At 63.2% G+C, this 20,502-nt stretch carries 22 protein-coding genes; 10 read left to right on the top strand and 12 right to left on the bottom strand.

From position 1 onward, the window contains the following. Positions 1-93 precede the first annotated feature (93 nt). Entirely contained in the window at positions 94-1,041 is a 948-nt protein-coding gene (locus FJ546_RS12945) for a DUF535 family protein (RefSeq protein WP_246686831.1), read from the top strand. A 102-nt stretch (positions 1,042-1,143) separates the two neighbouring features. Here FJ546_RS12945 and FJ546_RS12940 read toward each other — a convergent pair whose 3' ends face one another. Beyond that, positions 1,144-2,676, bottom strand: coding sequence for an alkaline phosphatase family protein (locus FJ546_RS12940; RefSeq protein WP_140889686.1), 1,533 nt, complete (start codon positions 2,674-2,676; stop codon positions 1,144-1,146). A 250-nt stretch (positions 2,677-2,926) separates the two neighbouring features. Here FJ546_RS12940 and FJ546_RS12935 point away from each other — a divergent pair, with 250 nt between their 5' ends. Continuing rightward, on the top strand, positions 2,927-3,508 hold the full coding sequence (locus tag FJ546_RS12935) for a histidine phosphatase family protein (RefSeq protein ID WP_140889685.1): 582 nt from the start codon (positions 2,927-2,929) through the stop codon (positions 3,506-3,508). 5 nt (positions 3,509-3,513) lie between these two features. Here the strand turns inward: FJ546_RS12935 and FJ546_RS12930 are convergent, their stop codons facing one another. From FJ546_RS12930 to FJ546_RS12910, 4 genes are all read right to left on the bottom strand, one after another. Beyond that, the gene (locus FJ546_RS12930; RefSeq protein WP_140889684.1) at positions 3,514-3,915 is read right to left on the bottom strand and encodes a VOC family protein; all 402 of its coding nucleotides are present in this window, start codon (positions 3,913-3,915) and stop codon (positions 3,514-3,516) included. Between the two features lie 181 nt (positions 3,916-4,096). Further along, positions 4,097-4,768, bottom strand: coding sequence for an SDR family oxidoreductase (locus FJ546_RS12920; RefSeq protein WP_246686830.1), 672 nt, complete (start codon positions 4,766-4,768; stop codon positions 4,097-4,099). Positions 4,769-4,970: 202 nt separating this feature from the next. Continuing rightward, a complete protein-coding gene (locus FJ546_RS12915; protein ID WP_140889683.1) occupies positions 4,971-5,573 on the bottom strand; it encodes a sulfotransferase family protein in 603 nt (200 codons plus the stop codon). Positions 5,574-5,651: 78 nt separating this feature from the next. Further along, a complete protein-coding gene (locus tag FJ546_RS12910; protein ID WP_140889682.1) occupies positions 5,652-6,104 on the bottom strand; it encodes a DUF4440 domain-containing protein in 453 nt (150 codons plus the stop codon). 524 nt (positions 6,105-6,628) lie between these two features. Here FJ546_RS12910 and FJ546_RS12905 point away from each other — a divergent pair. Beyond that, positions 6,629-6,898, top strand: a complete 270-nt coding sequence (locus FJ546_RS12905; RefSeq protein WP_140889681.1) for a cyclase — start codon at positions 6,629-6,631, stop codon at positions 6,896-6,898. An 89-nt stretch (positions 6,899-6,987) separates the two neighbouring features. Here FJ546_RS12905 and FJ546_RS12900 read toward each other — a convergent pair whose 3' ends face one another. From FJ546_RS12900 to FJ546_RS12875, 6 genes are all read right to left on the bottom strand, one after another. Further along, the gene (locus FJ546_RS12900) at positions 6,988-7,734 is read right to left on the bottom strand and encodes a pseudouridine synthase (protein ID WP_140889680.1); all 747 of its coding nucleotides are present in this window, start codon (positions 7,732-7,734) and stop codon (positions 6,988-6,990) included. A gap of 133 nt (positions 7,735-7,867) precedes the next feature. Then, on the bottom strand, positions 7,868-8,563 hold the full coding sequence (locus FJ546_RS12895; RefSeq protein ID WP_140889679.1) for a VIT family protein: 696 nt from the start codon (positions 8,561-8,563) through the stop codon (positions 7,868-7,870). A 184-nt stretch (positions 8,564-8,747) separates the two neighbouring features. Continuing rightward, positions 8,748-11,945, bottom strand: coding sequence for an efflux RND transporter permease subunit (locus FJ546_RS12890; protein WP_140889678.1), 3,198 nt, complete (start codon positions 11,943-11,945; stop codon positions 8,748-8,750). Continuing rightward, positions 11,942-12,904, bottom strand: a complete 963-nt coding sequence (locus FJ546_RS12885; protein WP_246686828.1) for an efflux RND transporter periplasmic adaptor subunit — start codon at positions 12,902-12,904, stop codon at positions 11,942-11,944. Before FJ546_RS12885 ends, FJ546_RS12890 begins: the two co-directional genes overlap by 4 nt. Before the next feature lie 11 nt (positions 12,905-12,915). Continuing rightward, the gene (locus FJ546_RS12880; protein ID WP_095776080.1) at positions 12,916-13,116 is read right to left on the bottom strand and encodes a DUF2892 domain-containing protein; all 201 of its coding nucleotides are present in this window, start codon (positions 13,114-13,116) and stop codon (positions 12,916-12,918) included. A 152-nt stretch (positions 13,117-13,268) separates the two neighbouring features. Next, entirely contained in the window at positions 13,269-14,576 is a 1,308-nt protein-coding gene (locus FJ546_RS12875; protein ID WP_140889676.1) for an FAD/NAD(P)-binding oxidoreductase, read from the bottom strand. A 212-nt stretch (positions 14,577-14,788) separates the two neighbouring features. Here FJ546_RS12875 and FJ546_RS12870 point away from each other — a divergent pair, with 212 nt between their 5' ends. After that, the gene (locus FJ546_RS12870) at positions 14,789-15,124 is read left to right on the top strand and encodes a metalloregulator ArsR/SmtB family transcription factor (protein ID WP_140889675.1); all 336 of its coding nucleotides are present in this window, start codon (positions 14,789-14,791) and stop codon (positions 15,122-15,124) included. A gap of 24 nt (positions 15,125-15,148) precedes the next feature. Here FJ546_RS12870 and FJ546_RS12865 read toward each other — a convergent pair whose 3' ends face one another. Further along, the gene (locus FJ546_RS12865) at positions 15,149-16,033 is read right to left on the bottom strand and encodes an aldo/keto reductase family oxidoreductase (RefSeq protein ID WP_140889674.1); all 885 of its coding nucleotides are present in this window, start codon (positions 16,031-16,033) and stop codon (positions 15,149-15,151) included. Between the two features lie 93 nt (positions 16,034-16,126). On the opposite strand from FJ546_RS12865, the gene FJ546_RS12860 reads away from it, so the two are divergent. The 6 genes from FJ546_RS12860 to arsC all read left to right on the top strand — a co-directional run bounded on the left by FJ546_RS12860 (position 16,127) and on the right by arsC (position 20,445). Next, positions 16,127-17,032, top strand: coding sequence for a LysR family transcriptional regulator (locus tag FJ546_RS12860; RefSeq protein ID WP_140889673.1), 906 nt, complete (start codon positions 16,127-16,129; stop codon positions 17,030-17,032). Between the two features lie 871 nt (positions 17,033-17,903). Continuing rightward, on the top strand, positions 17,904-18,701 hold the full coding sequence (locus FJ546_RS12855; RefSeq protein WP_140889672.1) for a calcium-binding protein: 798 nt from the start codon (positions 17,904-17,906) through the stop codon (positions 18,699-18,701). A 7-nt stretch (positions 18,702-18,708) separates the two neighbouring features. Next, a complete protein-coding gene (locus tag FJ546_RS12850; RefSeq protein ID WP_246686827.1) occupies positions 18,709-18,933 on the top strand; it encodes a diguanylate cyclase in 225 nt (74 codons plus the stop codon). Between the two features lie 66 nt (positions 18,934-18,999). Then, the gene (locus FJ546_RS12845) at positions 19,000-19,332 is read left to right on the top strand and encodes a helix-turn-helix transcriptional regulator (protein WP_140889671.1); all 333 of its coding nucleotides are present in this window, start codon (positions 19,000-19,002) and stop codon (positions 19,330-19,332) included. Positions 19,333-19,339: 7 nt separating this feature from the next. Continuing rightward, the gene (locus tag FJ546_RS12840; RefSeq protein WP_140889670.1) at positions 19,340-20,026 is read left to right on the top strand and encodes an MIP/aquaporin family protein; all 687 of its coding nucleotides are present in this window, start codon (positions 19,340-19,342) and stop codon (positions 20,024-20,026) included. Next, positions 20,023-20,445: an arsenate reductase (glutaredoxin) gene (gene arsC / locus FJ546_RS12835; RefSeq protein WP_140889669.1), complete on the top strand. Its 423-nt coding sequence runs from the start codon at positions 20,023-20,025 to the stop codon at positions 20,443-20,445. Before FJ546_RS12840 ends, arsC begins: the two co-directional genes overlap by 4 nt. The last annotated feature ends 57 nt before the right edge of the window (positions 20,446-20,502 follow it).

Here is a 20,502-nt window from a genome sequence, read left to right as displayed (position 1 = left end):
GTATATCCGCGGCGAGGCGGCGGTAAGTTACGACATCCAAGATTGAGATCATCCGCTGCCTTTGACTGACACGTGCGACCGAGAATACAGCAAATGATGCTTGCCATGGGCGCTCCGCGGCCATTACTGCCAACAGGCCCAATAAAACGGTCACCCTCCAAGTTTCGGCGCAAGCTGAACAATTGGGTGCATGAAAGCAAATGGGCGGCGCTTCGGTGGATGTTCCGGCGCGATATCGCCGCCATTCGGTCGGCCCTCGGTGTTGAGCCGTTCACTGCAATCCTTGCCCAATACCCCGACATTGCGTTGAAGCCTGTTCGGCCGTATCTCGCCGCCAATCTGATGCGTATCCATCGTTCTGCCGCCGTCATTGGTCACTACACCGCGGCGGCGCGTCTTTTGACCGAAGCCGCCCTGGTCGAAAGCCACACGCGCGGTCGTCAGCTTTTGACAATGTCGACCGTTGCCGGTGAAGTCACGGTGGAACTGACGGGCCAGGCAGGTTTGTACCGAGAGGGGGAATGGCGCCTTCTCCTGCGCCTGGAAGGACGTCCCGTCATCGAAATGGGGCTCGCGATTGTGGACCAGTCGCTTCTACGTCTCGGTGGCGGCGGCGGCAAGATCCTCTATATCGGCGCTCTGAAGTCGACGTCGACCGGTGTGCAAGGTCTCGAGGATTCCCGGATACTGACCAAAGCCATGGAAGGTCTGCGACCGAAAACGCTACTGCTCCTGGTCGCCCAGAATTTGGCATCCTCACTCAAACTGCATGGCCTTGTCGCGGCATCAAACGCAGGCCACGTCTTTTCGAGGGACTATGCCCTGCGCCGCCGCATCACCGCCGACTACGACAGGTTCTGGGTGGAGTCCGGGGGTAGGCCAATATGTCGGACGATGTATGCCTTGCCCCTGGTGAAGGCTCAACGCGATCCTGCGGACTACAAGCCGAACAAACGGGCACAAATACGCAAGCGTCAGCGCCTCGAGGTCGAAATCGCGCGTTGCGTCAGCGAATCCGTCAGGCCGTTGCTGCGGAGCTGAACGCCTCACCAAGCCTGCATCCTGCCAAGTGGCCCGTCGCAGGCGCTGGGCAGCCCGCCGAGCGTGCCGGCGGGCCAATCGCGAAACGGTATGATCCTCGGCTTAGAACGGTGCCGCCGGCAGCTCCTGGGTGCCTTCGAGCTTCACAGCCTGGAGTTCGTTCGCGTCATAGCCAAGAGCCCGCAGTATGGTGGGAGCCACCTGCGTCGTCTGCACCAGAGCCGGCACGGACCTTGGCGTGAGCGAAGGGCCGCTGATGAGAAGCGCCACGTTGCGATCGTTCACATTGGCGCCGCCGTGTTCGGCAATCTTCGAGCCGGATGTGTAGACCACGCCCGGATTGACCGTGGCGATGAAGTCCGGCGTACGGCTGTCGGTGGCCGGATCCTGATAAGCGAGAGCAAGGGCATTCGGCGGCTGGATCTGGGCGATGCCTTCAGCCTTGCTCGATTTCTCGAGATAATCCTGCGCGGCCGCGAGGTTTTTGACCCTGTCTTGCGGTTTGAGCCAGATCAGCGCGGCATCGTCGGCGATGTGGAAGGCATAGCCCGGTGTCTTCGTATAGGGATCATCGTCCAGTGGCTGGAACGACGCCGGGTCGATGGGCGACTGGCCATGCTTGGAGGCAAGTATGATCAGGGTCGAATTGGCGAGTTTGTTGTCCTTGAGTGCGGTCATCAGTTCGCCGAGAGCGCCATCCACATAGGCGAGCTGCCCGGCGAGACCATTGCCAGGCGCGCCGCTGGCGTCCAGATAGCCACCCACCAGACCGGCCTCGTCGCCGGGACCGGACTTGGGAAGCTTCTGGCCCACGCTCACCGCCTGGAAATTCATGCCGAAAAGCGTGGGAACCGCCGCGGAATGCGAGCCGGTGCTGTCGAGGCCCTTGATTTCGTTGATCACCGCATGGACGCGCGCTTCATCGAAGTCGCGCTCGGCCTTGAAGCTGCCCGTCGTCTTGACCTTCGTGCCGGGAATCAAGCTGTCCTGTTCCAAAGCGTAGAGGTCGTCGACGCCTTTGCCCGAAGGTCCGTTCAGCCATTCATAGGCCGGGTGCTTGTCGGACCAGGCCGTGCGGCCGCCATGCGCTTTCACGATTTCGAAGACGTTGTTGACCCGCACGAAATCATGCGGATAGACCACTGAGCATTTGCCGTTGACCAGCGTCATCGGCAGCTTTGCCGGGTCGATCTGGCTGCGGTAATCGCCTGGCTTGCCACCGCCGTCAAGGCGCGTCGAATCGACGTCGATGTTTTCGGCGAAGGCCACCTCGGCGCCCGGCTCGCCCTTGCAGTCCGAAGCCGGCGCGAAATAGGTGCGGTCGTAGCTGTCGTCGTAGAACACGCCCGTCGATTTGGGTGTGCCGCCGGTTACCTGTGCCACGAGGCCAGGAAAGGAGTCGGACGGGGCGCTGGCGAGCGCATTCGGATAGAAAATTCCGGTATGGGCGAGCGTGGCGAGCGAGCTTGTCGGATTTGCTGCGACATAGTTTGCCAGATCGATCGCATGAAGCCCGTCGACGCTGATGAGCAGTACGTGCTTGTAGGGCGCGGCGATGGCGCTGGAACTGGACAGCGCGCCAGCCAATGCCGCCGTCAGCGTGCCCGCCGCCAACGCCAGAGATAGTGTTTTCATTGAAGTGTCCCTCGTCTCGCAGCCCCGATGGATCAAGGATAGGCGGGTGGACATGACAGGTTCGTGAAAACTCGTTGGCAAAGGACCTTACGGATTGGTAAGCCAGCGGTGATGCACAAGAACCGCCGCCGCCAAGCTGCGAAACGCAGGTGGCGAAGCGGCGCTCAAGTGCCGCGACCGTCGCCGGGTCTTTCGCTCCCTTGCGCCGACAGCTACAGCTTTGGCCAGACGTCAATGAAGGGCCGAGCGTATGAGCAGCGCGTATCCGCAAATCCATCTGGTCCGGCATGGCGAGACGGCGTGGAGCCTTTCGGGGCAGCATACCGGCCGCACCGACATGCCGCTGACGCCGGCGGGCGAGGCCGCCGCGCGGGGCGTGGCGCAGCGGCTCGATGGCCTGTCGTTCTCGGCGGTGTGGTCGAGCCCCTCGCAGCGCGCCTACAACACCAGCGTGCTGGCCGGCTTTGGCGGTGAGAGCGTCAAGATGGATGATCTGCAGGAGTGGGACTACGGCGCCTATGAGGGGCGCACCACCAAGGACATCCTGGCCGAGCGGCCGGGCTGGAACGTATTTCGCGACGGCTGCCCGCAAGGCGAGACGGCCGCCGATGTCGGCGCCCGCGCCGGCAGGATCATCAGACAGCTTCGCGAAGCTGGCGGCTCGATCCTGATCTTTTCCAGCGCGCATTTCCTGCGCGTGCTCGCCGCGCGCTGGCTCGGCCTGCCGTCGGAAGCCGGCGCGCTGTTCGTGCTCGATACGGCGAGCATCAGCGTGCTCGGCTACGAACATGATCTTAGCGAGCCGGTCGTGCGCAAATGGAACCTGAAATAGGGCGGCTACTTATCGAACTTCCGGATCGCTTCCGCCGTCACCGGCGTGAAGAAATTCACCAGATTGCCGTCGGGGTCGCGGAACAGCAGCGAGCGGTTGCCCCAGGGCATGGTGGTCGGCTTCTGCACGGTCGTGTCCCTGATGAAGTCGGACAGCCGGGCGAATTCGGCATCGACGTCGCCGACGCGGAATTCGAGGATGGCGGTGTGGTTGTCGGCGGGGCGTGCGATGTCGCCGCCGAACAGCATCAAGGTGCGCGTGCTGCCGATCGCCAGCGTGCCGGAAGGTGTCGCGAGTTCCGCGAAATCCTCCGTGTAGACCGTCACCGGCATGCCGGCGATCTCGCCGTAGAAGCGCACGAGGCGCTGAACGTCCGAGGTGATGATGCGGACAGAGACGAAATTCATCGCATGGGCTCCTTGATGATCGCTGAAGCCGCGGCCGGGCTCCCGACCGACCTATAGGCTAGGCCTCCTGCCAGCTTTCTGTCAGCAGAGGATTGCGACGGCTACGCTTCCGGTCCGGACCAGACCGGCGGCAGGCCGAAGGCGGCGAACAGGGCAGGGCCGAGCGGGGCGACATAGATCGTCAGCGAGGCGATAGCGCCATCGGGCGGCTCGATGACATGCAGCGATTGGGGCGCGCCATTCCGGTTCCTGATGGCGCCGGGCATAGATCGCGACCGCCGGCTGGCCGTTGGCCCGTGCCGGCCATGATGCGCATCGGCGCCAGCGCCATGAAGCGCAGGCCAAGGCCAAGCCGGTCGGCCTCCTTCTGGCTGTGGGCGGCGAGGAACATCTGCATCTGCTTGGCGCCGGAATAGCCGCCGGAGTTCGGCGGTCCGCCGCTGAATGCCGCGCCGCTGGAGATCAGCACCACGCGGCTGCCCGGCTTCAACCGGCCCTGAAGTGCTGCCCTGCAGAACAGGAACGATGCCTTGACGTCCGTCTCCCAATTCGCCGAGAAATCGTCCCAGCTCTGGTCCTGGATGGAGGCCGATGGGGCGAAGGCGCCGGCTGAGATCACCAGCACATCCGGCTGCAGCGCGGCGAACACCCTATCGGGCGCCGTGTCTTGCGTGGCGTCGGCGGCCAGAGTCCCGACTCCGGGCTTTTCCCAGGAGAGCTCCTTCAACGCTTCCGCGCCGCGGGCGACGGCAAGCACATTTGCGCCTTCGCCGAGCGCGGCTTCCACGATCGAGCGGCCGACACCCCGGCTGCCTCCGACCACGACGACATTTTGACCTTGCAACGATCCCATGGATCACCTCGCTTTTCCGGCCCGGACAATTCCGGCGCCTATGGATGAGGACAGCGCGGGCGGGTGGAAATCATCGGTGGGGCGGCGAAAATCTTTCGCGGGCGTGGATCAGGCGGCTCTCATTCGTTAACATTGTGGCTGATTAAACGTGCAATGGTCGCCGTACGGAATGTCCGCTAACGCGCCCCTTGCAGACGGCCAACTAGCTCTGTGCAAGAGCCGACTGAAAGTCCTTGGTGCTGTTGCGGTTGGGATAGGGCTTGTCCGGCACCGGCACTTCGAGATGCAGGCAGAGCGGCTTCCACCCATCTCCGAGATTGTGGACCAGCAGCCGACCAGGCGGCACTGTCGCAATGACCGCCCTTACGTTGGCCTCGTAGACGGCGATGGCATTGGCGCGATCGTGCGGCCGGCCGTCGAAGACTTGCCTGGAGATCAAGGCAAGACCCAGCGATTCCTGATCCGTGCTCTGGCTGATACCCGCGAGGATCGTTTTCTCGAAGCTTGCCCACCAGCTTTCCGAAGATCGGTATGTCAGGATGACCCGGGCCTTCGGATAGAACTCAATCAGATCACGCCAATAGCGCGCCGAGGGCCAGTCGATGCAGGACGCGTAGCCCGCGAACAGCTGGTTCCAGTCTGGCGCCGCGCCCTTCGCCAGCGCACGCCAAAGCCGCTTCTGGTCTTCATTGCCCATGACTTCGGACATGTGGTGACAGGGGCCGAAGCCAAGGATCGTCAGCGCCTCGCGCATCGAGTCCGTTCCTGTCCGGCCAAAGCCCGTTCCGATTACCCTTATCGCCATTATTCCCCGCGTTCAGGCCTACAGCCAGATCAGTCGCTTGCGAGCACCATCCGCAGGCGGGGATGGCTGCATGCGGACTCATTTCCCGGGGTCGGAGTTCCATATGTCCCGGTAGAGCTTCCAGCCTCCGTCCTGATCCTTCCTCCAGACCACGACATACTTCCCGGCGGCATCCACCTGCTTCGAATCCTTGCCCGGCGCCTTGAGGGAGAAACTCCCGGACTCGAACGCAAAATCTCCGCTTTCCTGGACATCAAGCGTCGTGAGCGTGAGCTCCGATATGCCCATATCCATCGCGCCCTGCCATAGCTTCTGGATATTCTGGCGGCCGTCGACCCGCGCCATATCCGGCGGGAATGCGGCCGCATCATCCGTGTATTTCGAGGCAACCCCGGCCGCATCCTTGCTGTTGTACGCCTTCACGAACTCGGCATTAGCGGCTTCGATGGCTTCTTTCGCAGGCTGGGCCTCAGCAGATCCCATGCAGAGTGACGTGAAAACGACGGCCAGCAGACAATGCTTGAAAGTCATTTCATCCTCCCGTGTTCCGATTTCTGGTTACCAGTTTCTCCACGGCGGCGAGCGATCGCCGGAATGGTCGCGAGCCGCATACCAATCGCGATTCCAGTCTTTAATTTAACATTTACTAATATACCGTGCAAATACTGACTACCGATCGTGACCGATGGACCACCCCCTGCCTCACCGCGCTTTCTCGTGACGACGGGTACAAGTTCCGTCACGCGAAAGGTGGTTTGGGATGCTATGCGAGAGAACGTGGCTGAATTCGACGGCTACGTCTTTCATGGCCTCACACAGAGCGGCGATAAGGTTCTCGACGCTGATGAACGATATGGCAAGGTCTTCGACTAGCGAGGGGTTCACAAGGCGGACTCTACGTCTTCAGCGCAAAGCTGCCGCCGAGGTCGGATTGCGTACGTCTCGAACGCTTCTCCGGCGGGTCAGCCTGTTTGCCAAGGACGGGATCGGAGCGATAAACTGGACCGCCCATCGCCGATCTTTTGGGCGCAACGAAAACCTGGGAGGGAATGGATATGACGACATTGTTCGTGAGACATACCGTGTCGGACTACAAGGCCTGGCGCAAAGTCTATGACGGGTTCGCCCCGGTTCAAAAGGCGGGCGGCGTGAAGGCAGAGGCCGTCTATCAGGCGGCGGACAACCCCAACGACGTCACGGTGACCCATGATTTCGCCAGTGTCGCCGAGGCGCAGGCCTTCATCAAGAACCCAAAATTGAAAGAGGCGATGGTGAGCGCCGGCGTGGTCGGCGCGCCAAGCATGTGGATCACAAACAAGGCTTGATGGGCCGCTGTTCCATCTCCTCGTTCTAACGCAAATTCCCGACGGAAAACGCGCCTGGCCGCTTGCGGTCTGGCCAGCTGGACGCTTGCTCAGCCACCCAGCATCGCCAGTTCCTCCTCCGTCAGGTGCCGCGCCGCGCCCTTGGCGAGGTCGCCCAGGGGCAGCCGGCCGATGGCGATGCGGATGAGGCGCTTGACCTCGATGCCGTGCGCGGCGAGCAGGCGGCGGATGTGGCGGTTACGGCCCTCGTCGAGCACGATCTCCAGCCAGGCGGTGCGGCCGCCGCTGCGCAAAAGCTCGATCGAATTGGCGGTCAGGGTTTCGCCGTCGACACTTACGCCCACGCGCAGCGTCTCCAGCATCGCTTCGTCGGGCACCGTGCCGACCTGCACATGATAGGTCTTGGGCAAATGCGAGGCCGGGTCCATCAGCCGGTTGGCGAAATGCGTGTCGTTGGTCATCAGCAGCAGGCCTTCGCTGGCCTTGTCGAGGCGGCCGACCGGCGAGACGAAGGGCAGATCGAGCCCTTCGAGGCAGGTATAGACGGTGTCGCGCTGCTGCGGGTCGTCGCGGGTGGTGACCAGCCCGCGCGGCTTGTTGAGCATCACATAGACCTTGCGCTCGGCAACGACGGGCGCACCATCGACGACGATGCGGTCGCGGTTCAGGTCGACGCGCAGCGCGGCATCGCGCACCACCTTGCCGCCGACGCGCACGCGCCCTTCCGCGATCAGCACCTGCGCCTGCGTGCGCGAGCACAGGCCCAGTTTCGACAGCGCGCGGTTGAGGCTGACGCCTGATGGCCTGGCTGTGGGCGATGTCGGTCGTGCTGCCATTCTGCTTCGGGTCGGTCCGTTGTATCGGACAGATGGCATGGGAGGCGCGGCTATCGCAAGCGGTGGCCTTGTCCTGGTTCCAGGTCGCGGTCGGCGGGTGATGGCATAAGCGGCCGGGCAGGTGGCCGGCCGCTTACACCGCGGTGCCGACCAGCGCGCCGATGCCGGCGGTGAGCGCCATGGCGAAGGCGCCCCAGAAGGTCACGCGCAACGTTGCGCGAAGGATGTTGGCGCCGCCCGCCTTGGCGCCGATGGCGCCCAGAAGGGCAAGGAAGAGCAGGGACGCAAGCGAGACCGCCGGCACCAGCATGGAGGCCGGCGACACCAGCACCATGAGCAGCGGCATTGCCGCCCCCATGCTGAAGGTCGCCGCCGAGGTCAGCGCCGCCTGGATCGGCCGCGCCGTGGTCATGTCCGAAATGCCGAGTTCGTCATGGGCATGCGCGGCCAGCGCATCCCTGGCCATGAGCTGGTCGGCGACCTGGCGGGCGAGGTCCGTCGCCAGGCCGCGCTTGACGTAGACCTGCGCCAACTCCTCGCGCTCGAATTCGGGCTGTGTCTCGAGTTCCCGGCGTTCGCGGGCGAGGTCGGCATTCTCGGTGTCCGACTGGGAACTGACCGAGACATATTCGCCGGCCGCCATCGACATGGCGCCCGCCACCAGGCCGGCTATGCCTGCGACCAGAACCTGCGAAGCCGGCGCGGCGGCCGACGCCACGCCGACGATCAGGCTCGCCGTCGAGACGATGCCGTCATTGGCCCCCAGGACGGCGGCGCGCAGCCAGCCGATGCGCGACACCTGGTGGTTTTCGATATGCAGGCGGCTCAATGCTTTTCTCCTGATCTTGCCTTCGCCGCCCACGCGGCGGGCGCTGTTCAGGCGTTTCTAGCCGCTTTTCAGGAAACCGGTTTTGATCTAGGTCAGAGCCCGGCCGATGCCGTTCAGCACTTCGAGCGCGTCGGCCGGCAACTCCATTTTCGGCCGCCGCCAGGTTTTCCCCGAGGCGGCCTTTTTACGTGCGCAGCACCCGGTAGATCGCGGGAATGACCAGGACCGTCAGCAGCGTCGAGGAGGCCAGGCCGAACAGCAGCGAGATCGCCAGCCCCTGGAAGATCGGATCGGTCAGGATCACCGCCGCGCCGATCATGGCGGCAAGCGCGGTAAGCAGGATCGGCTTGAACCTGATCGCGCCGGCCTTGATCAGCACCTCGCTCAACGGCCTGTCGGGCGATGCTGCATGGCGGATGAAGTCGACCAGCAGGATCGAATTGCGCACGATGATGCCGGCCAGCGCGATGAAGCCGATCATCGAGGTGGCCGTGAACGGCGCCCCGAACAGCCAGTGCCCGCCGAGGATGCCGATGAAGGTCAGCGGGATCGGCGTCAGGATCACCAGGGGAACCTTGAACGAGCCGAACTGGGCGACGACGAGGATGTAGATGCCGAGCAGCGCAACGCCGAAGGCCGCCCCCATGTCGCGGAAGGTCACCCAGGTGACTTCCCATTCGCCGTCCCACAAAAGCGTCGGCCGGCTTTCATCCTCCGGCTGGCCATGCAGCGAGATGGCTGGCTTCTGCAGTCCGGCCCAGTCCTGCGCGTCGATGGCCTTGCTGACGGCGAGCATGCCGTAAAGCGGCGCCTCGAAGCTGCCGGCAAGCTCGGCCGTCACCATTTCGGCAGCGCGGCCATTGTGCCTGAACACCGGGAACGAAGCGCGCTCCGGCGTCACCCGCACGACATCGCCGAGTTCGACCACGCCGCGGTCGCCAGGCAGGACATTGGCCGGAATGGGGGTGGTCAGGAAGCGCTCGTCGAGCGTCCTTTCGCCCTTCGGCCGCTCGATGCGGATCGGGATCGGCTGGCGGCCACCGCCGCGATGCGAATAGCCGACGGTCCTGCCCCCATTGAGGATGGCAAGCGTGTCGAAGACGTCGCTTTCCTCGACGTGGAAGAACTCCGCATCGTCGGTGGAAATCGTGGCGCGCAGCCGGCGTGCGGGCTGTCCCCAGGAATTGTCGACGTCGACGATGAAGGGCACGGAGCGGAACGCCGCTTCGATCCTGGCGGCGACCTTGCGGCGGGTCTCGCCGTCGGGTCCGTAGATCTCGGCCAGCAGCGTCGCCATCACCGGCGGGCCGGGCGGCGGCTCGACCACCTTCAGGCTGGTGCCTTGCGGTACGGGGATCGTGGCGATGCGCTGGCGGACGTCGAGCGCGATCTCATGGCTGGAGCGGGCACGGTTCGCCTTCGGCAGCAGGTTGAGCGCCACGTCGCCCTGCTGCGGCTCGGTGCGCAGGACGGCATGGCGGACGAGGCCGTTGAAGTTGAAGGGTGCCGCCGTTGCGGCATGTGTCTGGACCGATCGAACCTCCTTCAACTCGAGAACCCTGGCGGCGACGGCCTGCGCCACCGCATCGGTGGCTTCGACGGAAGACCCTTCCGGCAGGTCGATGGTCACCGACAGTTCGGACTTGTTGTCGAAGGGCAGGAGCTTGACCGTGACATGCTCGGTGTAGAACAGCGCGAGCGAGCCCAGGGTCAGCACGCCGACGACGAGCAGGAAGGCCCAGCTCGCCGTCTTCGAGGCCAGGATCGGCCGGGCGACGGCGGTGTAGGCGCGGCCGAGCGGGCCGCCATTGCCATGATCCTGATGGGCATGCACCGGCGCCCGCCCGGCAAGCCTGAGCATCAGCCACGGCGTCACCATCACCGCGACGAAGAAGGAGAAGATCATCGCCGCCGAGGCATTGGCCGGAATCGGGCTCATATAGGGACCCATCATTCCCGAGACGAACAGCATCGGCAGCAGTGCGGCGACCACGGTCAAGGTGGCGACGATGGTCGGGTTGCCGACCTCCGCCACCGCCTCGATTGCCGCCTGCCGGCGATCGCGGCCGCCGCCCATGGCCCAGTGGCGCGAGATGTTCTCGATCACCACGATGGCATCGTCGACGAGAATGCCTATGGAAAAGATCAGCGCGAACAGCGAGACGCGGTTCAGCGTGTAGCCCATGACGCGCGAGGCAAACAGCGTGAGCAGGATGGTCACCGGAATGACGACGGCCACGACCATCGCTTCGCGGCGGCCGATGGCGACCCAGACCAGCACGATGATCGAGATCGTCGCCAGGCCGAGATGGTAGAGGAGCTCATTGGCCTTGTCGTTGGCGGTCTCGCCGTAATTGCGCGTCACGTCGATCGAGATATCGCCGGGGATCAGCCCGCCCTGGAGCAATGCGACCCGGTGCAGAATGGCGTCGGCGACGGCGACCGCGTTCGATCCCGCGCGCTTGGCGATGGCGAGCGTGACCGACGGCACGCGCTCGACACCGACGCCGGCCCTGGTGACCGTCGACACCAGCGTATCACCGGCGTCGGCGGCGAAGGCGACGTCGGCCACGTCGCGGACATAGACGGGTCGGTTGTCACGCGATGTCAGGAGCAGGTTGCCGATCTGGTCGGGCGAGGCCAATGTCTCGCCGGCGACGATGTCGATCTGCTCGCCCTTGTCGCGCACATGTCCGGCCGGAAAGGCCTTGTTGGCGCCCGACACCTTGGCGGCGAGCTGCTGCAGGGTGACACCGTAAAGGGCGAGCTTTTCAGGGTTCGGATTGACGCGGATGATCTCACCAGTGTCGCCGACCAGATAGGTCAGGCCGACATTGTCGATCTTGGCGATCTCGGTGCGCAGTTCGCGCGCGATGCGGGTGAGGTCGTTGGCCGTCATGCGCGCGGCTGTCTGCGGCTTCGGCGACAGCGTCAGCGTGACGATGGCGACGTCGTCGATGCCCCGGCCGACGATCAGCGGCTCGGGCACGCCGACGGGAATGCGATCCATGTTGGCGCGCACCTTGTCGTGGACGCGCAGCACGGCAGCGTCCGACGAGGTGCCGACGATGAAGCGGGCGGTGACCATCACCTCGTCGTCTCGCGTCTGCGAATAGACATGCTCGACGCCGTCGATGCCCTTGACGATCGTCTCCAGCGGCTCGGTGACCAGCTTGACGGCGTCGTCGGCCTTCAGCCCGTCGGCGCGCACGAAGATGTCGACCATCGGCACCGAGATCTGCGGTTCCTCCTCGCGCGGCAGCGTGAGCAGCGCCACCAGCCCGAAAGCGAAGGCGGCGACCAGGAACAGCGGCGTCAGCGGCGAGGCGATGAAGGCCCGCGTCAGCGCGCCGGCAATGCCGAACGAGGCGGGACCTTTCATGGCGTGACCACGACGTCGCCGGCCGCAAGGCCGGTCAGGATCTCGGCATAGTCGCCGTCGGCGCGCCCGGACCGCTCGCCTGTTACCACCGCGCGCTCGACACTGCCGCCGCCTGCGGCGACGCGCACGAAATCGATCCCCGAACGGGTCTGGATGGCCGAAGCCGGCACCAGCAGCGCGGAGCGCTCGGCGACCGGCAGCTCGACCAAGACACGGGCGTCGATGAAATTGGTATCGAGATTATCGACCTCGACGTCGGCGATGACGCGGCCATTGTCGATCTGCGGATAGATCTTGGCGAGGCGACCGGGGACCTCCTTGCCGCCGGCATTGATACGGATGGCGGCTCCCTCTCTCAGCGACGCCGCGTAACGCTCCGGGACGGCAAGCCGCAGGAACACCCCGCCGCCGCCAATGGTGGCCACAACCTCACCGGCCATGATGACCGCGCCACGCGTCACAGGCACGGTCAGCACGCGGCCGTCGCCGGGAGCAAAGACGTCGCCCTCGGCGCCCTGCTGCACGATCACCGATCGCTGCGCCTCGGTCGCGGCAAGCTGGTTGCGCGCGACGTCGACTTCGGTGCGCAGCTGATCGAGACGCTGCGCGGTCATGACGCCCTTGTCGACCAGCGTCTGGCCACGGGCAAGTTCGGACTGCGCGGTGTCCAGCTGCGCCTGCAGGGCACGAAGCTGGGCGTCCAGAGCGGCGACCTGAAACGCGATCTTGTCGTCCTGGACGGTCGCGATCTTCTGCCCCGCCTTGACCTGCTCGCCCTCCGTGACGGCCAGATCGACAACAAGGCCGCCGACACGGGCGCGCGCCGGAACGGTGTCGCGCGCCTCGACACGGCCATAGACCGCTTTCCATTCGGTCACCGTCGTCGGCGCCAGTGTCAGCGTGCCGGCAAGCGTCGGAGAGGCCGCCAACAGCGCGGCGAACAAAAGAGGCAGGCGCATCCGGATTTTCCTCAGAACGCGCATCCCGGCTTGATGCCGAGCTTGCGGAAGACCATCGCAGCGGGGCAGAAGCCGGTGAACGCCGACTGCAGCATGTTCAAGCCGACGAAGACCGTCAGCCACACGAACAGCGGCGAGACAAAGGCGGTGAGCACGACGGACAGCAGCACCATGATGCCGGCGAAGGCGAGAACGGAACGATCTAGGGACATTGTCATCTCCTTTTGTATATGATAATATCTAAATATATGAATATTACGGTTGACCGCAAGGGTGATGCCGGATTTATCGCTGGCGGTCGCGGCCTTCACCGCGCCCCCGTCAACCGCCGTCCGCAACCGCCAGCCGCGCCGGCTTGCGCCGGTCAGGCTCCCGGGACATCCGCCGATGCCTCGACCTTGATCTGCTTGAGCTTGTCGATCCCAAGCGCCTGCAATGCGAGGCGCTCATAGAAGGGTTCGGACTTGCCGGCCCTTATCTTGTGCAGGAAATACTTCTCGAAACCGACCTTGGCGGTATGCACCCATTTGCCGGAGGACGACCAGTTGACATTGCGCGGCGGGATCTGCGGCTGCGCCACGAAGGCGACGCCGGAATCGCCGAAATCGGCGAGGCAGACCGCATTCCATGTGCCCTGGGCGTCAGGCTGCTTGCCCTCCACCAGCCGGCCGATGTTGCGCGCCGTCGCCGTGACCATGGATTCGATCATGAAGCCGGTCTTGGGCACGCCGACGGGGACCGGTGTCTTGCCGATCGGCGGGATGGCGACGCAGACGCCGACCGCGAAGATTTCGGGGAACGCCGGGTTGCGCTGGTGCTTGTCGACAAGGATGAAGCCGCGCGGATTGGTCAGGCCCTCGATGCCGCGCACCGCCGCCACGCCGCGAAAGGCCGGCAGCATCATGGCATAGGCGTGCGGCAAGTCATGCGCCTGCCTGACCGACCCGTCGTCGGCGAGTTCCTGGACGAACATCTTGCCGGGCTCGACCTTGTCGACCTTGGCGTTGCAGATCCACTTGATGTGATGCTGGCGCATCTCGCTCTCGAGCAGGCCCTTGGTGTCGCCGACGCCGTCGAGGCCGAGATGGCCGATATAGGGTTCGGAGGTGACGAAGGTCATGGGCACGCGGTCGCGCACCCTGGCGTCGCGCAGCGCCTTGTCGAGGATGAAGGTGAATTCGTAAGCCGGCCCGAAGCAGGACGCGCCCTGGACCGCGCCGATGACGACCGGGCCCGGCTTGGCGATGAGCGCGTCGAAGGCGGTCCTGGCCTTGAGCGCGTGATCGATGTGGCAGACGGACTGGGTGTTGTGCTCCGGCCCGAGGCCCTCGATCTCGTCGAAAGCGAGTTCGGGACCGGTGGCGATGACCAGATAGTCGTAGGAGACAGATGAGCCGTCGTTGAGTGCCACCGTGCGCTCGACCGGGTGGACGCGCCTGGCTCCCTGCGGATGAAAACCGATCTTGCGCCGTGCCAGCACCGGAGCAAGGTCTATTTCCACCGCTTGCCTGTCGCGCCAGCCGACGGCGACCCAAGGGTTGGACGGCACGAATGAATAGTGGCTGCCATTGTTGACGACGGAAACCTGGTGTTCCCCGGCCAGTCCGTCGCGAAGCTCGTAGGCCATGATGGTGCCTCCCAACCCGGCACCCAGGACGACTATATGCGCCATGTTCTTCCTCCGTTGCGGCGTCGCTTTGGCGCAACGCCGACACTGCTGATCCCACGCGGGATTGGCTGATTTTGCGCCATTGTGGCGGGCTGCGACTTGACGCTGATCAAGCGACGTTGACGGAGCGAAGCATCGGTATCGATCCATCGACTTGACAGGCAGCCGTGCCAGACTAATATTATTCGTAACTCTTAATATGATAATGTGTTCATATGCGCAACATAAAAATAGCCGATCTGGACAAGCAGGCGCGCGAGGCGTCCGAACTGCTCGCCGCGATGGCAAATGAAAAACGGCTGATGATCCTGTGCCATCTGCTGGATGGCGAGACGAGCGTGAACGAACTGGCCGAACTGGTTGCGATGAACCAGTCGGCGCTGTCGCAGCAGCTTTCAAAGTTGCGCGCGCTCAAGCTCGTGGACACGAGGCGAGATGCCCAGCAGGTCTACTACCGGTTGGCTTCGGCGGAGGTCGAGCGAATCCTGCAGACGCTCTACGGCATCTATTGCGATCCGCAGACACGGATCGCCAGGGTCGGCAGCCGGTAGTCTGCCGACCGACAGCAGGAAGCCTTATGCCGCTTGCTCGGCTTCACCGCCGATGCCGTTCAGCACTTTGAGCGCATCGGCCGGCAGGTCGAGTTCGGCCGCCGCCAGGTTTTCGCGGAGATGGCCGACCGAGGAGGTGCCAGGGATGAGCAGGATGTTGGGCGCGCGGCGCAACAGCCAGGCGAGCGCCACCTGCATCGGGGTCGCGCCGAGTTTCCTGGCGACATTGGCCAGAGTGTCCGACTGCAGCGGCGTGAAGCCGCCAAGCGGGAAGAACGGCACATAGGCGATGCCGTCGGCGGCAAGCACGTCGATCAGCGCGTCGTCGTCGCGATGCGCGATGTTGTACTGGTTCTGCACGCAGACGATATCGGCGATGCTGCGTCCCTGGGCGATCTGTGTCGCTGTGACGTTGCTCATGCCGATATGGCGGATGAGGCCCTGGCGCTGCAATTCGGCGAGCGTGTTCAACTGCGGCTCGAGCGATCCCTCCGCGGGGCCGTGGATGCCATGCATGGAGCGCAGGTTGACGACCTCGATCACATCAAGCCCGAGATTGCGCAGATTATCGTGCACGGCCTCGGTCAGCTCCTTGGGCGACATTGCGGGAAGCCACGATGCATCGGCGCCGCGCCGGGCGCTGACCTTGCTGACGATGGTGAGGTTGGCGGGGTAGGGGTGCAGCGCCTCGCGGATGATCTGGTTGGTGATGTGCGGGCCATAGAAGTCGGATGTGTCGATGTGGTCGACGCCGCTGGCGATCGCCTCGCGCAGCACGGCAAGGGCCGCGTCGCGATCCTTCGGCGGGCCGAAGACACCGGGTCCCGCCAGTTGCATGGCGCCGTAGCCGAGGCGCTTTACGGTGCGGTCGCCGAGTTTGAATGTTCCGGCCTTGCTGATGTCGGTCATGGTCTCATCTCCTTTGGATCGGCCCAATGTAGACAAAGCACGCATGCGCGATAATATGGTGCAATCGGCACAACCTGTGCGAAAAGGCGAACAATGGCGGCGGATCTCGGCGACCTACAGGCGTTCATGGCGGTGGCGCGCGCCGGCGGTTTTCGCGAGGCGGCGCGGGTGGGCAATGTCAGCGCCTCCAGCCTCTCGGAGACGGTGCGGCGGCTGGAGACCGGGCTCGGCGTGCGGCTGCTCAACCGTACCACGCGCAGCGTCGCGCCCACCGAGGCCGGCGCGCGCCTGCTCGAGCGGCTCGGCCCGGCGCTCGGCGAGGTCGAGGCGGCGCTCGACGTGGTCAACGGCTTTCGCGGCCGCCCCGCCGGCACGCTGCGGCTCAACGTGCCGGTCGTCGCGGCGAAGCTGGTGCTGCCGCGCCTGTTGCCGCCTTTCCTCGCCGCCTATCCCGACATTCGCGTGGAAGTGACCGCCGAGGACAGTTTCGTCGACATACTGGCGAGCGGCTGCGATGCCGGCATCCGCTATGAAGAGCGGCTGGAGCAGGACATGATCGCCGTGCCGATCGGCCCGCGCCGGCAGCACTACGCCGCCGCCGCCGCACCGGCCTATCTCGACATGCACGGCCGGCCCGAGCATCCGCGCGACCTGCTTCGTCACGCCTGCCTGCGCGGCCGCTTCGCCAGCGGCCTGACGCCGCCCTGGGAGTTCGAACGCGACGGCGAGGTGGTGAGCGTCGAGCCGACCGGCCCGCTGCTGGTCAGCACCGGAACGGCCATGGCGCTTGCGCTCGAGGTGGCGGTCGCCGGCGGCGGCATCGTCTCGTTGTTCGAGGACTGGCTGCGCCCTTATTTCGACGATGGCAGGCTGGAGCCGGTGCTGAAGCCCTGGTGGCAGGAATTCTCAGGCCCGTTCCTCTACTATCCGGGCCGCCGCCTCACACCGGCGCCGCTCAGGGCGTTCATCGATTTTGTCGGCACGATGCGCTGGGGGTGAGCGGAAGCCGGGCTGAATCATGCCGGAGCGACGCCCAAAGATTTGATTAAAACAGCTGGTATTTGAAGCTTTTTCCATCGTAGATCGATTCTATCTTGTAATTCTCATTTTTTGTGCTTCTAGTGGCACAAATAGTTTGCGACTTTTACCTTAGGTGTTTCTACATTACTGGTAGTTTCTGCTCGCGTCGGAAAATCTCTGACATGGCCTTGAAGGGTTTGGCTTGGGGTAGCGTGGCTAGAGTGCGGTCGTGTTATGGCTCGTTTGGGCGCGTCATGGTGGTGCCTGCAGCACATTTAAACAGGTGTCATGGGCGGGTTTCCACATAGAAGTGAATACGATGGTCTGCGTTTTCCAACCTGATCTATGAATACCCAGGAGGTAAATTAGAGATGCGAAGGCTTGTATTTATACCTTGCATTTTGTGTTTTGTATTTTATGTAACAGCGTCTAAATCGGAGATGGTGATTGGTTCGAATCCGGTTTTCGTTCCGCTTGCCAAGCGTATGGCTAAATCTGATCAAGAATTTGACTGTATATTTGAGTTTTTGGACGTAGGTAGATTTTCGGCCAGCGCCTCTTGCGGGGTTGCCAACAGATTTGTAGCTAAATTATTTGAAATTAGAGGCTTGAACATTGACGACGCGACGACAATAGCACGCGTACGTCACGATCTTACTGCTATGCTGCTGCACCTTTCAGGAATACGACCCTAGATCCTGTTGTTGGCAGTCTCGTTTCGACATCCGATCGAGATGAGATAGATTCAATAATTAATCTGTTGTATAGCGCGTCTGACAGCGGAAGAGAATTGCTTGATAAATTGGTGTCTGATGATAGGTATTTAAAATTTATATTTCAGGAGGGGGTCATGGGCAGTTCCCCGTTCGACCAGCTTCCAAGGCCTCAAGTTAGTGAAATATATTTCGACTTTGCTGTCGCGGAATCGCAAAGCTTTATCAATCAAGATGGTAATCTATCAACCTTTGACAGCGTTAGAGCAATCGTTCATGAAGTAGTTCACCAGGTTTATTTCACATACGATATGACATATTTGAATGAGTACGGCGTCAGAGTGCCGTTTGGGGATGATTCCGGGACATATCCAAGTTTTGATCACCACAAGATGGACATAGTTGGCGATACCGTGCAGCTCGAAAATCTTATTATGTCCGAGATGGGGAGTGATGACATCAGAGTGTCATATCCGGGCGCCATGTCGACGAGTTGGTTCGATGTATATGGTCAGGAGCTGACTGGAGGGCATCATATAGATACTGCGATTCTTGCCTTCCAAGCGGATGGCGTTTCTGTAACAAACGTCTTCACAAATGACCTATTCATCAGTGGCGATGGTACGGACGATCTAGTTATCGGCGTTAGTGGGCCACAGTATATCTTTACGGGTGCAGGGAATGACCACCTTCGTGATGGCTCCGGGGTAGATATTCTCGAAGGTGGCGCTGGGGACGATTCATTCTATCTTTATGGAGATAGCGATCCAGACATAGTCATCGTTGGTGAAGGCAATAATGTTATCATAGGTGGTGGCGTAGAAGACAGAATAGTTCTCCGCGGAACTAACTTTGGTGGCGGTGAAGACACCCAAGGCATAGCACTTCTTGGCGGATTTCGTATGGGGGGATGGATCGAGGCTCCAAACCCTTAGCGGCAAGGTGCGCGACCTCCGGCTCGCGCATGCCGGCAGCGAAAAGGGCATCGTCACCGTCAGCATCGGGGTCGCCACTTTCGACGGGAGTGCCGACATCGAGATCGCCGATCTGCTGCGGCGCGCCGACGAGGCCCTCTATGGCGCCAAGGCCGCCGGGCGGGATCGCGTACATGGCTGGCGCCCGCATCTGAGCGAACCACGCACGACGGGTTCCCGGCGCAAAGCGTGAGCCCTGGCCGTCACACCATTGTCATGGTCCACTGCCACTAATCCATAAATCTGGATATGTGGATTGATGGACAAGGCAGCAGCATTGCAGGCGCTCGCCGCGCTCGGCCAGGAAACCAGGCTGGAAGTGTTCCGGCTGCTTGTGCGGGCCGGGACCGAGGGCGTGCCGGCGGGCGAGATCGCGACGCGGCTGGGTGCGGTGCAGAACACCATGTCGGCGCATCTGAAGATCCTCGGCCAGGCCGGGCTGGTGCATGCCGAGCGCGACGGGCGCAGCATCCGCTATACGGCCGACATGACCGGGTTTCGCGATCTGCTGGCCTACCTGATGGAGGACTGCTGCAATGGCGCGCCGGAGCTTTGCCAGCCGATCCTCCAGGCGGTGACCTGCAGATGTTGAGCTTGACATGATCGACCTTCGACGCCGCCTCGCAGCCGAAGCGCTGGGCACCGCCATGCTGGTCGCCACGGTGGTCGGCTCGGGCATCATGGCCAGCCGGCTGACCGGCGATGTCGCACTTTCGCTGCTTGGCAACACCATTCCAACCGGCGCCATGCTGGTGGTGCTGATCACCACGCTGGGGCCGGTCTCCGGCGCCCATTTCAACCCGGCCGTCACCCTGGTTTTGGGGCTGCGGCGCGACATCGGCTGGCTGGCCGTGCTGGGCTACATCACTGTCCAGATTCACGGCGGCCTCGCCGGCACGCTGGTCGCGCATGCCATGTTCGACCTGCCCTTGCTCGAGGTGTCGGCGACGGTGCGCAGCGGGCAGGGGCAGTGGCTGGCCGAACTGGTCGCGAGTTTCGGCCTGGTCTTCACCATCCTTGCCGGCTTGCGCTTCCGAGGCGATGCCATCCCCTGGCTGGTCGGGCTCTACATCACATCAGCCTACTGGTTCACCGCCTCGACCTCCTTCGCCAATCCGGCGGTGGCCATCGCGCGTGCCTTCTCGAACACGTTTGCCGGCATCCGGCCCTCCGATGTGCCGGCCTTCATAGCAGCGGAACTGGCGGGCGCGCTGCTGGCGCTCGCCTTGGCCGGATGGCTGCTGGCTGAACCCAAGACCGCCACTGAGATGAAAGCCGCGCAATGACCATCACCATCTATCACAACCCGGCCTGTAGCACCTCGCGCAACACGCTGGCGATCATTCGCCAGTCCGGCGAGGAGCCGCGGGTGATCGAATATCTGAAGACGCCGCCGTCGCGCCAAAGGCTCGTCGAATTGATCGACGCGATGGCGATGACGCCGCGCCAATTGCTGCGCGAGAAGGGCACGCCCTATGCCGAACTCGGCCTTGGCGATCCCGAATGGAGCGACGACGAGATCCTCGATTTCATGCTGGCGCGTCCGATCCTGATCAACCGGCCGATCGTGGTAAGCCCGCTCGGCGTCGTGCTGGCCCGGCCGTCCGAAAAGGTGCTCGATATCCTGCCCAATCCCGAGATCGGCCCGTTCACCAAGGAGGATGGCGAGGTCGTTATCGACGCGAGCGGCAAGCGGGTCGTCTGAAGTCTATTTCGATATTTCTCGAAATATGGCTTGACGGTTTCCGTCGTCGGCCGCATG

Source organism: Mesorhizobium sp. B2-4-19 (assembly GCF_006441315.1).
Taxonomy (GTDB): Bacteria; Pseudomonadota; Alphaproteobacteria; order Rhizobiales; family Rhizobiaceae; genus Mesorhizobium.
Note: the sequence above shows the minus strand (reverse complement) of the source record. Positions and strands in the feature narration are given on the sequence as shown.

What these genes read in the sequence shown, in the direction of transcription:
- FJ546_RS12945 (WP_246686831.1), top strand. Translation starts at nt 94, where the DNA reads ATGATGCTTGCCATGGGCGCTCCGCGGCCATTACTGCCAACAGGCCCA.
- FJ546_RS12940 (WP_140889686.1), bottom strand. Translation starts at nt 2,676, where the DNA reads ATGAAAACACTATCTCTGGCGTTGGCGGCGGGCACGCTGACGGCGGCA.
- FJ546_RS12935 (WP_140889685.1), top strand. Translation starts at nt 2,927, where the DNA reads ATGAGCAGCGCGTATCCGCAAATCCATCTGGTCCGGCATGGCGAGACG.
- FJ546_RS12930 (WP_140889684.1), bottom strand. Translation starts at nt 3,915, where the DNA reads ATGAATTTCGTCTCTGTCCGCATCATCACCTCGGACGTTCAGCGCCTC.
- FJ546_RS12920 (WP_246686830.1), bottom strand. Translation starts at nt 4,768, where the DNA reads ATGGGATCGTTGCAAGGTCAAAATGTCGTCGTGGTCGGAGGCAGCCGG.
- FJ546_RS12915 (WP_140889683.1), bottom strand. Translation starts at nt 5,573, where the DNA reads ATGGCGATAAGGGTAATCGGAACGGGCTTTGGCCGGACAGGAACGGAC.
- FJ546_RS12910 (WP_140889682.1), bottom strand. Translation starts at nt 6,104, where the DNA reads ATGACTTTCAAGCATTGTCTGCTGGCCGTCGTTTTCACGTCACTCTGC.
- FJ546_RS12905 (WP_140889681.1), top strand. Translation starts at nt 6,629, where the DNA reads ATGACGACATTGTTCGTGAGACATACCGTGTCGGACTACAAGGCCTGG.
- FJ546_RS12900 (WP_140889680.1), bottom strand. Translation starts at nt 7,734, where the DNA reads ATGGCAGCACGACCGACATCGCCCACAGCCAGGCCATCAGGCGTCAGC.
- FJ546_RS12890 (WP_140889678.1), bottom strand. Translation starts at nt 11,945, where the DNA reads ATGAAAGGTCCCGCCTCGTTCGGCATTGCCGGCGCGCTGACGCGGGCC.
- FJ546_RS12885 (WP_246686828.1), bottom strand. Translation starts at nt 12,904, where the DNA reads ATGCGCCTGCCTCTTTTGTTCGCCGCGCTGTTGGCGGCCTCTCCGACG.
- FJ546_RS12880 (WP_095776080.1), bottom strand. Translation starts at nt 13,116, where the DNA reads ATGTCCCTAGATCGTTCCGTTCTCGCCTTCGCCGGCATCATGGTGCTG.
- FJ546_RS12875 (WP_140889676.1), bottom strand. Translation starts at nt 14,576, where the DNA reads ATGGCGCATATAGTCGTCCTGGGTGCCGGGTTGGGAGGCACCATCATG.
- FJ546_RS12870 (WP_140889675.1), top strand. Translation starts at nt 14,789, where the DNA reads ATGCGCAACATAAAAATAGCCGATCTGGACAAGCAGGCGCGCGAGGCG.
- FJ546_RS12865 (WP_140889674.1), bottom strand. Translation starts at nt 16,033, where the DNA reads ATGACCGACATCAGCAAGGCCGGAACATTCAAACTCGGCGACCGCACC.
- FJ546_RS12860 (WP_140889673.1), top strand. Translation starts at nt 16,127, where the DNA reads ATGGCGGCGGATCTCGGCGACCTACAGGCGTTCATGGCGGTGGCGCGC.
- FJ546_RS12855 (WP_140889672.1), top strand. Translation starts at nt 17,904, where the DNA reads ATGGGCAGTTCCCCGTTCGACCAGCTTCCAAGGCCTCAAGTTAGTGAA.
- FJ546_RS12845 (WP_140889671.1), top strand. Translation starts at nt 19,000, where the DNA reads ATGGACAAGGCAGCAGCATTGCAGGCGCTCGCCGCGCTCGGCCAGGAA.
- FJ546_RS12840 (WP_140889670.1), top strand. Translation starts at nt 19,340, where the DNA reads ATGATCGACCTTCGACGCCGCCTCGCAGCCGAAGCGCTGGGCACCGCC.
- arsC (WP_140889669.1), top strand. Translation starts at nt 20,023, where the DNA reads ATGACCATCACCATCTATCACAACCCGGCCTGTAGCACCTCGCGCAAC.